Below are 12,567 nucleotides of genomic sequence, written 5' to 3'. Positions count from 1 at the left end.
CCGCTTCCCCAAACCCGGGACCGCTCCTTGTTCTTCGACCTCATCCTGCCCATTGCCCCGATCTTCCTGCTGATCGTCCTCGGCCACCTGCTGCGCCGGGGCGGTATTCCGAGCCTCGAATTCTGGAACCTGAACGACAAGCTGGTTTACTGGGTGCTGTTTCCCTGCCTGCTGTTCAACAAGATCGCCACAATCGATTTTTCCGGCGTGCATCTGGGCGGGCTGGCGGTCGCGGTTTATAGCGGGTTCGGCGCAGCGGTGCTGTTCTCGCTGCTGCTGTTCTTCCTGTTCCGCACGGAGCGGCCGCTCTGGACCTCCGTGCTGCAGGGCTGCTCCCGGCACAACACCTTCATCGCGCTGGCCGTGGGGGAGCAGGTCTTCGGCGCGGAAATTCTCGGCACCGCCGCGCTTGTCACAGCCCTGCTGATCCCGGTTACCAATGTGGTGGTTGTCTGCCTGATGGCAACCGCGCTGGCCAAAAAGGACGGCGGCAGCCTGACGGCGGCGATTTTCCGGGATCTGGCGCGCAACCCACTGCTGCTCGCCATCGGGCTCGGCCTGGTGTTCAACTTCATGGGCTGGACCGAGGTGCCGGTCCTGACCGACATGACGACAATCCTCGGTGCCGCCGCCCTGCCCATCGTCCTGCTCTGCGTCGGTGCCAACATCCGGATCCGGGCCATGGCTACCGATATCAAGGCGACCCTGTTCTGCGTCGTCGGCAAGATGATGGTGTTTCCGGCGGCTATGGCCTTTGCGGGTTACGCCATCGGGCTGGAGCCCACCCTGTTCCTGGCCGCCATGCTGTTCGGCGCCTCGCCGACGGCAGCGGGCGCCTACACGCTGGCCCGCGCCATGGGCGGAGACGCTCCGGCGATGGCCGGGATCGTGACGATCCAGACCGCGTTGTCTTTTGTGACCATGCCTGCGACGCTTTTGCTCGCTCAACACCTAATCGGGCAATAACCCCTCCCGTTCGCACCAATCGCTCCCTATATTCGGTGCATGGAACAGGAAATGACCGCAACCACCGCTCTCCGTGCACCCCACGTCGCCGGTGCCTTCTATCCGGGTGAGCCGGACGCACTGGAAAACATCGTCGCGCAGTGCATCACCGGCGCGGCGGAGACGCCGGTGCCGGATGCGAAAATCATCATCGCGCCGCATGCTGGCTATGTCTTTTCCGGCCCCATCGCCGGGACCGCGTTCAAGCCGCTCGCCAGACGCCGCGATAGCATCAAGCGCGTGGTTATCGTCGGCCCGGCCCACCGGGTCGGGTTCAAGGGGCTGGCGACGACCAGTGCCGATGCCTGGGCGACGCCGCTCGGCACCGTGCCGGTTGCCTGGGACGCGTTGCGCACGCTTATGACCCAGCCGAATTTCCATGTCTCCGATCGGGTGTTCGAGGGCGAACACAGCCTTGAGGTGCATGTCCCCTTCCTGCAGCAGGTGCTGGGCGATTTCGAAATTGTGCCGATCCTGGTCGGCGATGCCAGCGCGGGTGACGTCGCACGGGCGCTCGATGCCGTCTGGGGCGGGCCCGAGACGCTGATTTCGGTCTCCTCCGACCTGTCCCATTTCCTCGATTACGACAGCGCCCGCACACTCGACGCCAGCACCATGCAGCGGATCGAGCTGCTGAAGCTGGAAGAGATCGACGGCAAAGGCGCCTGCGGGCACCGGGCGATTGCCGGTGCGCTCAGCCTCGCCCGGCGGCGGGACATGCGGGTGACGGCACTCGACACCCGCAATTCAGGCGACACGCATGGTCCCAAAGACCGGGTGGTCGGCTATGGCGCGGCGGCGATGGAATATGCCGGGAGCGCGCGCATTCCGGAGGCAGACCGGGAGCAGATGATCGAGGCCGCCCGCTTCGCCCTGCGCTTCGGCGCCGAGCATGGCCGCCCGCCGGATGCGCAGCTTGGCAAGAGCCTGTCGCCTTCTCTGACGGCCATGCGGGCCAGCTTCGTCACGGTGAATATCGGCGGCAAGCTGCGCGGCTGCATCGGCAGCGTAATCGCGCATCAGCCGCTGCTGCTGGATGTCATCACCAATGCCTACAAGGCCGGTTTCGGCGATCCCCGCTTCCCACCGCTGACGGCAGAGGAGCTGGCGACGGCGGACCTGCACGTCTCCATCCTCTCCACCCCGCACGCCCTGCCCTTCACCAGCGAGAAGGATCTGGTGTCCAAAGCGCGGCCGGACGTGGACGGCCTGATCATGCAGGAGGGCAACAAGCGCGGCCTGTTCCTGCCGAGCGTCTGGGAAGGCCTGCCGAAAGCCGAGGATTTCATCCGCAACCTGAAGCGCAAGGCCGGTTTGCCGATGGACCACTGGTCCGACAGCCTGCGGGTGTTCCGCTATACAACGGAGAGCTTCGGCGCGCCGTTTGCGGGGCCGGGACAGAGGTGACGCGTGCGGCGTCCCAGGCTATCGCCCACTAGACTATCCCTCATTAGATAACCGTCATCCCTGGGTCCCCATTTTCATGAGGATGACGAATACGGGGGATGACGAATGTGGAGAGGGGGAAGAGGTGTGTGATGACGCCTAATCCGCGCGCCCCCAGCCCATCCCCCGAATAGAAAACCGTCATCCCTGCGCACGCAGGGACCCAGAGATCATAAAGCTGCGCCCGTCATCCCTGGGTCCCCATTTTCATGGGGATGACGAATGTGGGGGATGACGAATGTGGGGAGATGATAAATATGGGGCGTGCTTAACCCGCGGCCCCCGGCAAGGCCGTCACCTGTTTCGACCAGACTGCCAGCGGCGCTTCGAAGCCGCGGATTTTTTGTTCGCCGAGCGGCTTCAGCAGATCATCCGGCTTTGCTTTCCCCGCCACACCGGCATCGGCCAGCACGGTCGCGCCGACATCCTTCGCCAGAACTTCCAGCCGGGCCGCCCGGTTCACCGTGTCGCCATATATCGTGAAGGCCTGCCGCTGGTCGGAGCCGACACGGCCCGATGCGATCTTGCCGGCCGCGAGGCCGACACGCACCCGGAACCCGCACGCGTCAGCGCATTTCAGCAGATCGGACGCGGCGTCCAGCGCGGCCCGCTCTGGCTCGCGGATCTTCAGCGGCGTGTTGAAGGCGGCGAGCAGACCATCGCCGGTAAAACTGATCACCACCCCTTCGCGCCTCGAAATCGCCTCGGCGGAGCGGGCGAGGAAAGCGCCCAGCGTTTCGATGACCTCCTCCGGTGGGCGGCCATCGGCATAGGCGGTGAAATTCTCGATATCGAGCACCAGCGCGACCCCGTGCCGGACTTGAGGCGCGAGAGCTCCGCGGGACGAGGCCAGTCGCTCTGCAATGGTTTCGGGAACGAAGCGGCCGAAGGTCCGGACTGCCCGCTCACGCGCCAGCTCGGCCTCCACCTGGGCCACGAAAACGCAGCGCGCCCGGTAGACGGCCAGCGCAAGAACGAGAGCGGCGATCATCAGCAGCACGGTTTCCTGCAGTCGGGTCCCGTAGCCGACAAAATACGGGGAGAAGAACAGGCTGAGATATTCGGACGCCGTCGCATCGGGAGACAGATCCCCCCAGGAAAGCCGCAGATCCATCCCGGCGATGACCAGGCCAAAAGCGGCCCACCACCCCGCCACGGCGACCAGGCCTGACCAGGCGACCAAACGCCAGGACAGGGTCAGGCAGGCCATGGCGACCAGCGGGAACAGGAAATGCACGCCAAAGGCGCGAAAGGCGAGCACTTGCGGCAGCTCCGGTGCGGACTGGCTGACCGGAATGACGACGAAGACGCCACAGACCCCGAAGATGTCGAGCGCGTACAGGGCATATTTCAGCCACCAGCGCTCGTACCGCGTGCCGATTACAACATAGCTGGCAATCCCGATGGCAGCGAACAGGGCGAGTGCGGAAATGCCCATCAGGTTGGGTGTGAAGCCGGAAAGATTCAGTCCAACCGTCAGCCAGAACATGCCGACGGCAACAGCAGCGGTGCGGCAGAGGATGGCCAGTTTCAGCCCCTGCCGTTCCGCGACCAGCAATCGCTCCCTTGCCACCCGACCCGCCATATATTCGTCCCCGGCTCACGCGGGCACAGAAATGCGCGCCGCAATCACTGCATTCAGCCTGATCACGGCGCCATAGGCTAGACCGCGAGTGCTGTCGAAAGCGGCGTCGTCGGATGCGCCGACGCCGTGACCCCACTATCGGAAACCATTGCCCCGAGCGGGCAGGCATACATGATCGGGTAGGTGGTCGCCGGCCAGCGCTCGGTCGGGGCCACAGCCTTCAGTGACGCCATGGTCGCTTCGTCGAAGCGGGTATCGGCATAGATTGTGTCGATGGCGCTCAGATCAACACGCGGCATGTTCAACGCGGTCTGCATGTCCATGCCGAAATCGTTCATGAAGGAACAAAGCTGGTAGACGGCGGGCATGATCTTGCGGCCGCCGGAAGCGCCGAAACCGAACCAGGGCTTGCCGTCCTTCGTCACCACCGCCGGCACCATGTTGCACAGCGGCTTTGTGTCCGGCTTCAGCGAATTCGGCCGGCCCGGGCGCGGATCGAACCAGTTGATGCCGTTATTCATCATGATACCGGTCTCCGGGAACAGCACCCGGCTGCCGAAGCGGGACAGCAATGTCGTCGTGATCATCACGATATTGCCCTCGGCATCAGCGGCGGCGATATGGCTGGTGCAACTCCGGTCGCCATGGTCTCCGGCATGGCCGAGATTTTCCATCCGATATTCATAGGCAGCTTTCAGGGTGCGGGCGTAGGCGGCATAAGTTTCCGCGTCCGGCTCTGAACCGGAGAAGGCCGGCAGATCTTTCAGGGCATCGGCAAAACTCGGTCCCGCTGTCAGGCCGCCCGGCACGTGGTAGGTCGCCTCGCCGCGCCTCATCGACAACGGCTCCTGGATTTCCGCCTCATAGGCCTCCAGGTCCGCCATCCGGACAGAGGAGCCGAGCCGTTCCGCGTCCCTTGCGATACGTTCACCGATGGCGCCGCGATAAAAGCTCTCCGCGCCGTCCCGGGCGAGTTCCTCAAGCGTGTCGGCGAGATTGCCCAGGGAGAGGAATTTCGGTGCCGGGTCGGCACCCATTGCCGGGGGGAAGCCACCGGGAAGCCAGGTTTCCGCCGTCGCCGGGCTTTTCTGCAGCGCGGACATGTCGGCACCGCACATCAGCATGGTCCACCAGGTCACCCGGTGCCCGCGCCGCGCGAGAGCGGCAGCAGGCGCAATGACATCGGCCAGGCTCTTGGTTCCGTATTTCTCCATCGCCAGTGCATAACCGGCGACCGTGCCCGGCACGGCAATTGAATACGGGCCGTTCACGTTCCGGTCGTCCACGACGGCAGGCCAGCCGAACAGATCGGCGCCGGTGCCTTCGGCCAGCGGATAATCAGCCGGGTTCAGCCCCTTGGCGGACTTCATGGCGAAATCCACGACCCGAACCGCCTTTTCCTTCGCCGAATACAGCGTGATGTAGCCGCCACCGCCAAGACCGCTCATCCAGGGCTCGGCAACGGTCAGGGCAAAGGCCGTCCCGATTGCCGCATCCATGGCATTGCCGCCATCCTTCAGGATTGCCTGCCCGACAGCGGCCGCTTCGACATTCTGGGAGGCCACGGCACCGCGCGGACCGGTTGCCGCAGGCTTTTCCGATTGCCATGTCTCATAGGTCCGCTCGAGCGCGGCGACGGAAGCGGGAACGCTCATCAAAGGTACTCCGGGCATGAAGGTTGCATTGCCGCAAGAGGGTGCGACACCCTGAGTGTGATATCGATGGTATGTAAAAAGCAATTCGGACGTCAGAAAGGGTGATGTTCCAATGACCAGCGACGGGAAATCGGCCCGCTTGGCTGTCCTCGCGATCCTGACGGCGCTGTGCCTGCAGTTTTCCACGCTGCATTCAGCCGGAGCACAGGAACAGCAGCCGGATGAACCCCCGAAGGATGTTAAAGACGAAGACTGCTCGAAAATCCCGGGCGGCAATGCGCCTATCAATATTCTGGCCCGGCTGAAGGGCGGCATGGCAGTCGAGAATCTGGAATTCACCTACTTCAAGAAAAAGCTCTACGAGCTGACCCAGGAAGATTTCGACTACCTGAAAAAGCTGATCCCCTATTGCGGAGAACAGAACTCGGAACAGATCGCTTACATCCTCGACCGCCTCTCGGTTCTGGTACTCGAAGCGCAGCAAACCCGTCAGAAGTCCATCGACTGGATCAAGGAGACGGTTGAACAGCTTGAGAAATTACCGGCCACAAAGGAGTCGATCGAGGAGGTGCATAACATCGAGATCGAACTGAAGAACCGGCAACTCGAGATGACCCGGGCCGATCTGAACTATCTGGCGATGAAACTGAATGAGTCCCGGGACCGCCTCTATCGGGATGCGAGCACAGAGCCTACAGGCGATAAGCGACAGGACCCGCAGATCAGGGTCAGCCCGTTCATGCCTGAAATTCCCCCGGAAGATCGCCGACCCGATCCGGGCTGACACGGCAGTCTTTTCGTTTTTCCGCGTGCCAAGCCGCCCCGCGCGCGACAAACTCCCGTTCTCAAAAAAGATAATGATGGGGGGAAGTCATGTCGGGGAATGGAAAAACCGCACTCGTAACCGGAGCTGGAACAGGCGTCGGCCGGGCAGTTGCGCTGGCATTCCAGAAAGAAGGCTACAATGTCGTTCTTGCCGGGCGCCGGCTGGAGCCGCTTGAGGAAACCGCCGCGATGGCTCATGCGGGCGGTGGCGCCATGCTCGCGGTGCCGACGGATATCGGCAAGGTCGCCGAGGTCGATGCACTGTTTGATGCATTGAAAAAAACCTTCGGCCGGCTTGACCTGCTGTTCAACAATGCGGGCATGGGCACGCCGGCCATCCCGATGGACGAGCTGACCGCCGAGCAATGGCAGGCGGTGGTCGACGTCAATCTGACCGGCTCTTTCCTCTGCGCCCAACGCGCCATGGCGATGATGAAAGCCCAAAAGCCACAGGGCGGACGGATCATCAATAACGGCTCAATTTCCGCTCATGTGCCGCGGCCGAACTCCGCTCCCTACACCGCGACCAAGCACGCCATCACCGGCCTGACGAAATCGATTTCCCTCGACGGTCGCCCTTTCGACATCGTCTGCAGTCAGATCGATATCGGCAACGCGGTAACACCGATGACCGAACGTATGGTCAAGGGAGAAGGTGTGCCGCAGGCGGACGGATCGATGATGATTGAGCCGCGCATGGACGTGGAACATGTGGCCAGCTCGGCAGTCCATATCGCCAGCATGCCGCTTGAAGCGAACGTCCAGTTCATTACGGTGATGGCAACCAAGATGCCCTTTGTCGGGCGAGGCTGATCTAGCTCACAGAAAGTCCTGCAGCATCGCCACCAACGGGATATCGGCGGGCGGCATCGGGTAGTCCTTCAGACGCATCGGACGCACCCACTTGACCGCCTGCCCTTCCTGCGGCGTGACATCTCCCCACCAGCGGCGGCAGAGATAGAGCGGCATCAGCAGGTGAAAATCCTCATAGGCATGCGACGCGAAGGTGAAAGGCGCGAGGCAGCTCTCCTTCGTGTCGATGCCGAGTTCTTCCTGCAACTCCCGGATCAGCGCGTGCTCCGGGCTTTCCCCCGGATCGACCTTGCCGCCCGGGAACTCCCAGAGCCCGGCCATGGATTTGCCTTCCGGCCGTTGCGCCAGCAGCACCCGGCCGTCCGCATCGATCAAGCCGACGGCAACCACCATGACGATCGGCTTTGCTGTATCCGCGCTCATGCCGGCACCACCTTGTCGCCAGGCTCCGGTGCCAGGAAAGCAAGCCGCTCCGTCGCCACGTTTTCCATCGTGCCGGATCCTAGCTGCGATAATCCGCGTTGATGCTGATATAGCCGTGGGTCAGATCGCAGGTCCAGACAGTGGCGGCTCCGTCACCCACACCGACACTGACATCAATGCCGATTTCCTGCCCCTTCAGATGGGCGGCTACCGGCGCTTCGTCATAGTCGGGGTTCAGCTTGCCGCCAACCGCGATATCCACCCCGCCGAAGCCGATGCTGATCGTGGACACATCGATCGGCTGCTCGGACTTGCCGACTGCCATGACCACTCGTCCCCAGTTCGCGTCCTCGCCCGCGATGGCGGTCTTAACCAGCGGTGAATTGGCAATCGAAAGCGCGATCTTGCGCGCGGACTCGTCGGACACGGCACCGGTCACCCGGACCTCGATCAGCTTCTGAGCGCCCTCGCCGTCACGCACCACAAGAAGAGCCAACTCCCGCAGAACTGTTTCCAGAGCCTGCTTGAAACCATCGAGCGCCGGATCCGACGCCGAGGACGGAGCCGCGTTCCCGGCAGCACCGGTCGCGAACAGCAACAGGGTGTCGCTGGTCGAGGTATCACTGTCGACGGTGATGGAATTGAACGTCCTGTCGACCGCCGGAGAAAGAATCTCCTGCAGGATCGCCGCCGGAACCGCCGCATCGGTGAAGACAAAGCTCAGCATCGTCGCCATGTTCGGCTGAACCATGCCGGAACCCTTGGCAATACCGGCGATGGTCACCGTCTTGCCGCCGATGTCGGCGGAGGCACTGGCGCCTTTCGCGAAGGTATCCGTCGTGCGGATCGCGCCCGCCGCCGCGTCCCAGCCGCCGGCAGTCAACCTAGCTTTCGCATCCGGCAATCGGGCGATGATCTTCTCATGTCGCAGGACCTCGCCGATCACCCCGGTCGAGGCGATGAACACTTCGTCCGGCGCACAGCCGAGAATGGCCGCCGCGGCGGATGCGGTCTCACGCACCGCTGCATCACCGACAGCGCCGGTGAAGACATTCGCATTGCCCGCATTGACGACAAGGCCGCGCCCGCTGCCTTTGGCAAGGATCTCCCGGCACCATGTCACCGGCGCACCAGGTGTCGTGGAACGTGTCAGCGTGCCGGCGACAGTGGTGCCGGGCGCAAGCTCGGCGATCAGCACATCATCCCGGTTCTTGTACTTGATGCCGGACAAGACTGTGGCTGTGCGCACGCCGGCGATCGCCGGAAGTGTCGGAAAGCTGTCCGGAGCGAGCGGCGAAACCTGGTCGGTCATGGTCAGGGTCCTGTGAAAGACTATTTCGTTGGAAGTTCGGAGCCATCCGGCCCGTAACGCTTGATATCGACACCAGTCCGAAGTTCCTCGACAGCCTTGGTCAGGATCTCGCGGGTCATCTCCTGCGCAAGCTGCGGCTGCATCTGCTCGAAGCTGGGCGGCTGCACTGCGCGACGGTCCTCGACCTTGATGACATGCCAGCCGAACTGGGTCTGCACCGGCGCTTCAGTGAATTCGCCCGCCTTCATGGCAAAAGCAGCCTCGGAAAAAGCCGGCACCATCGCATCGGCAGTGAAATAGCCAAGATCGCCGCCGCTGGAACCGGACGGGCCGGTCGACTTCTCAGCTGCAAGCTTGGCGAAATCAGCGCCTTTCTTCAGTTCTTCGATAATCGCCTTCGCATCGTCTTCGCTGGCGACCAGGATGTGGCGAGCCTTGACTTCCTCACCCTGCCCGGCGCTGTCTTCGACACTCTCTTCATAGCGCTTGCGCAGGGCAGCCTCGTCCACCGTCGCCTTCACGATATCGGTCATGTAGACCTCGGAGATGATGTCGTTCTCCGCCCGTTCCACCCGTTCCTTGACCGCGTCGCGATCCTGGATCCCCGCTTTGCGCGCCGCCTTGGAGATCAGGCGTGAATCGATCACCCGGTCCAGCATGGGCGGATAAATCTGCTCCATCGGCGCCTGCTGATACTGCTGCGGCAGCTGCTGGATCTGCTGGAGAATTTCCGCGAGATAAATCGGCTCACCGGCAACAGTCGCAACGACGGTCGTCGCCGGATCGATAGCTGCCTGCTCGGCGGGCTTGGTTTCGGGCGCGGCATTTGTGGTCTGCGCGGCTACCGGGACGGCCGACAGGGTCACGCCCAGAAACAGAACAGGCAATGCCAGCACGGGAAGCAGCGCCGTCAGCGGGAGACGCAAGGCCGGGACGCACTGTGCAGGCCGGAAGCGGAAATGTTTCATTGAGGCGCCTTTCACCGGACCTTCGGCCCGCATTTGTTCTGAAGAATGGCGCGGGAGCCCGGCTTCCGCGCGACGAGCAGCCCTATCAGATCACCCAGAGAGCGGCAAGGCACGTTTGCGGCCTGCAGCATGACAAGTTCGCGGGTGGTATAGCCGGAGGATGTCAGCGCGCGTGGAACGGCAGGATAAGATCGAAGCGCAGCCATTCCGCCGGAGCGCGGTGGTCGGAGAAATCACTGTTATCGGCGCGGATCAGGACGATGGCGCCTTCGGTATCCTCGCTGCCGCCGAAAAGCGGCAAATCCCGCCGCACGGTCTCGATGATCCTGTTGGCTATGGCCGCACCGTGATCGCCGGTATCGACGAAAATTCCCGGCCGCGCATCATGCACCGCGGCGCTGCCGCGCACGTCGAACACGACCCCGGTCGCCCGCATGTCAATGCGGTCCAGGAATTCGGCCGTTCCGATCTCGATTGCCGCCGTGCCGCGCAGCCCGTCATAGCGGACGGATATGTTTTCGAAAGCAAGGCCACGCGGATTGCTGTTCGCAGTGCCCGCTTTCCGGAGATACCGCTCCCGTCCCAGGCGCACGGCACTCAATGCGGCAATGTGGAAGCGCCGTTCGACATCGTGGGCGGCATTGTCCGGAACCTGCATCAGGCCATGCACGAGCAGCCCGACATTGCTGACCGCGCGGCGGATCAGACTGCTGAGATCTTCCGTCAAAAGGACCGCAGTGGATCGGGAAATCAGCACATCGTCAGTGCTCGACGAAGCAGACGGGAGTGCCGCATTCGCATAAGCATTTGCCCCGTATGGCGAACGCGAGCGCGCTGGTACCGGCTCATTGGAGAACCGCACATCGACGCTGTCATCATCCTTCGGGGAGTGCTTTGTATCTTGGTGAGAAGACTGATCGCGCGCATTATGCTCGTCACGCTGCTTGTCGCGGCGCGGCAAAACTCTCTGATTGAGCGCCTCTCCAGCAACCTGGCGGCTTCTCCGCCCTGCTGTCGGCGCGATCACCCCGGATGTGTATCCGGTGATCCGATCAATCATGCGCTCACCCTTTCTAGGTAATGCATCAAATGCATTAACGAATTTTAACCTAAATTAATCGTAATTTCGAATTATCTCCAGAAATCGATTTTCTTTAAAATGAATGCCTAATGTAACACGCATTGCAGCTTAATTCACACCCATACCGAGAACAGGTTGTGACGCCCCACGATTCATGGCGGCGGAGCATCCCTGACGGGACACGTCACGACCCCACCGATCTCAGCGAAATGCCACGGAATTCCGTGACAGATCCTTGACGCTGCTGCAGCCCATCAGCCGCATGTCGCGTTCTATTTCCGCCTTCATCAAGGTCAGCGCCCGTTCGACTCCGCCCTGCCCGGCCGCCGCGAGCGGATAAAGGTAGAAGCGCCCGGCACCGACGGCCTTGGCACCGAGCGAGAGCGCCTTCAGCACATGAGTACCGCGCTGCACGCCGCTATCCATGATGACGTCTATCTCGTCGCCGACCGCCTGCACGATGGCGTCCAGCTGATCGAAGGACGAGCGCGAGCCGTCGAGCTGACGGCCGCCATGGTTCGAGATCACGATGCCGGTGCAGCCGATCTCGACCGCCTTCTTCGCATCCTCGACCGACATCACGCCCTTCAGGCAAAACTGCCCGTCCCAAAGCTCGACCATCTTGGCTACATCGTCCCAGGTCATCGAGGGATCGAGCATTTCGGTGAAATACCGCCCAATGGACATCGCGCCGCCGCCCATATCCACATGCTCGTCGAGCTGCGGCAATTTAAAGCCCTCATGGGTCAGGTAGTTGATGCCCCACATTGGCTTCAGAGCGAACTGCAGCATGCCGCCGAGGGTGAGCTGGAAAGGAATGGAGAAGCCGGTCCGGAGATCCCGCTCCCGGTTGCCGCCGGTGATGCTGTCCACGGTCAGCATCATGACATTGACGCCGGCCTCCTTGGCCCGCTGCATCATCGCCTTGTTCAGGCCCCGGTCCTTGTGGAAGTAGAACTGATAGCATTGCGGATTGTCGTGTTTGCGGCGCAACTCCTCGAGGCTGACCGTGCCGAGGGAGGAGACCCCGAACATGGTCCCGAACTTCGCCGCCGCCGCGGCCACGGCCCGCTCGCCGTCATGGTGGAAAAGCCGTTGCAGGGCGGTTGGCGAACAATAGATCGGCATGGCGAGCTTCTGCCCCATCACCGTCACCGACATATCGACATCCGCCACCCCGCGCAGGATGTTCGGCACCAGATCGCAGCGCTCGAAACTCTCCGTATTGCGCCGGTAGGTCACCTCGTCATCGGCCGCGCCGTCGATATAATTGAAGATCGGTCCCGGCAAGCGGCGGCGCGCCAGTTCGCGGAAATCATGAAAATTATGGCAATCCGAGAGTCTCATCCGTCCTCGCGTCCCCGTCGCTCAAACTCGCTTCGGACAGTGCTAGTACATGATCGGAAATCTTGTAATCGGAAACTGTCCACTTAATGCTGATTGCCATCGGGCCG

The 12,567-nt window shown here is 62.5% G+C and carries 11 protein-coding genes; 4 read left to right on the top strand and 7 right to left on the bottom strand.

The features are described 5' to 3' along the window. Window positions 1–27: 27 nt before the first annotated feature. Window positions 28–966 (top strand): AEC family transporter, encoded by a 939-nt coding sequence (locus tag IG629_RS13985; protein WP_193172567.1) that lies wholly within the window; start codon window positions 28–30, stop codon window positions 964–966. 51 nt (window positions 967–1,017) lie between these two features. Next, complete coding sequence (gene amrB / locus IG629_RS13980; RefSeq protein ID WP_193172566.1) at window positions 1,018–2,412, top strand: AmmeMemoRadiSam system protein B; 1,395 nt, start codon at window positions 1,018–1,020, stop codon at window positions 2,410–2,412. 307 nt (window positions 2,413–2,719) lie between these two features. Here amrB and IG629_RS13975 read toward each other — a convergent pair whose 3' ends face one another. Both IG629_RS13975 and IG629_RS13970 read right to left on the bottom strand, forming a co-directional pair. After that, complete coding sequence (locus tag IG629_RS13975) at window positions 2,720–4,036, bottom strand: adenylate/guanylate cyclase domain-containing protein (protein WP_193172565.1); 1,317 nt, start codon at window positions 4,034–4,036, stop codon at window positions 2,720–2,722. A gap of 77 nt (window positions 4,037–4,113) precedes the next feature. After that, window positions 4,114–5,691: a gamma-glutamyltransferase gene (locus IG629_RS13970; protein ID WP_193172564.1), complete on the bottom strand. Its 1,578-nt coding sequence runs from the start codon at window positions 5,689–5,691 to the stop codon at window positions 4,114–4,116. 112 nt (window positions 5,692–5,803) lie between these two features. Between IG629_RS13970 and IG629_RS13965 the strand changes: the two genes are divergently transcribed. Continuing rightward, on the top strand, window positions 5,804–6,475 hold the full coding sequence (locus IG629_RS13965; RefSeq protein ID WP_193172563.1) for a hypothetical protein: 672 nt from the start codon (window positions 5,804–5,806) through the stop codon (window positions 6,473–6,475). Window positions 6,476–6,564: 89 nt separating this feature from the next. Continuing rightward, entirely contained in the window at window positions 6,565–7,329 is a 765-nt protein-coding gene (locus IG629_RS13960) for an SDR family oxidoreductase (protein ID WP_193172562.1), read from the top strand. 6 nt (window positions 7,330–7,335) lie between these two features. On the opposite strand, the gene mutT is transcribed toward IG629_RS13960, so the two are convergent. The 5 genes from mutT to IG629_RS13935 form a co-directional block, all read right to left on the bottom strand. Further along, a complete protein-coding gene (gene mutT / locus IG629_RS13955; protein ID WP_193172561.1) occupies window positions 7,336–7,752 on the bottom strand; it encodes an 8-oxo-dGTP diphosphatase MutT in 417 nt (138 codons plus the stop codon). A gap of 79 nt (window positions 7,753–7,831) precedes the next feature. After that, window positions 7,832–9,064, bottom strand: coding sequence for a bifunctional glutamate N-acetyltransferase/amino-acid acetyltransferase ArgJ (gene argJ, locus IG629_RS13950; RefSeq protein ID WP_193172560.1), 1,233 nt, complete (start codon window positions 9,062–9,064; stop codon window positions 7,832–7,834). A 20-nt stretch (window positions 9,065–9,084) separates the two neighbouring features. Next, complete coding sequence (locus IG629_RS13945; RefSeq protein ID WP_193172559.1) at window positions 9,085–10,032, bottom strand: peptidylprolyl isomerase; 948 nt, start codon at window positions 10,030–10,032, stop codon at window positions 9,085–9,087. A 163-nt stretch (window positions 10,033–10,195) separates the two neighbouring features. Next, window positions 10,196–11,092 carry a hypothetical protein gene (locus tag IG629_RS13940; RefSeq protein WP_193172558.1) on the bottom strand — a complete coding sequence of 299 codons (897 nt, stop codon included), beginning with the start codon at window positions 11,090–11,092 and terminating at the stop codon, window positions 10,196–10,198. Between the two features lie 222 nt (window positions 11,093–11,314). Continuing rightward, window positions 11,315–12,460, bottom strand: a complete 1,146-nt coding sequence (locus IG629_RS13935) for an alpha-hydroxy acid oxidase (protein WP_193172557.1) — start codon at window positions 12,458–12,460, stop codon at window positions 11,315–11,317. Window positions 12,461–12,567 lie beyond the last annotated feature (107 nt).

The sequence above is a fragment of the Nisaea nitritireducens genome, from assembly GCF_014904795.1.
Classification (GTDB): Bacteria; Pseudomonadota; Alphaproteobacteria; order Thalassobaculales; family Thalassobaculaceae; genus Nisaea; species Nisaea nitritireducens.
Note: the sequence above shows the minus strand (reverse complement) of the source record. Positions and strands in the feature narration are given on the sequence as shown.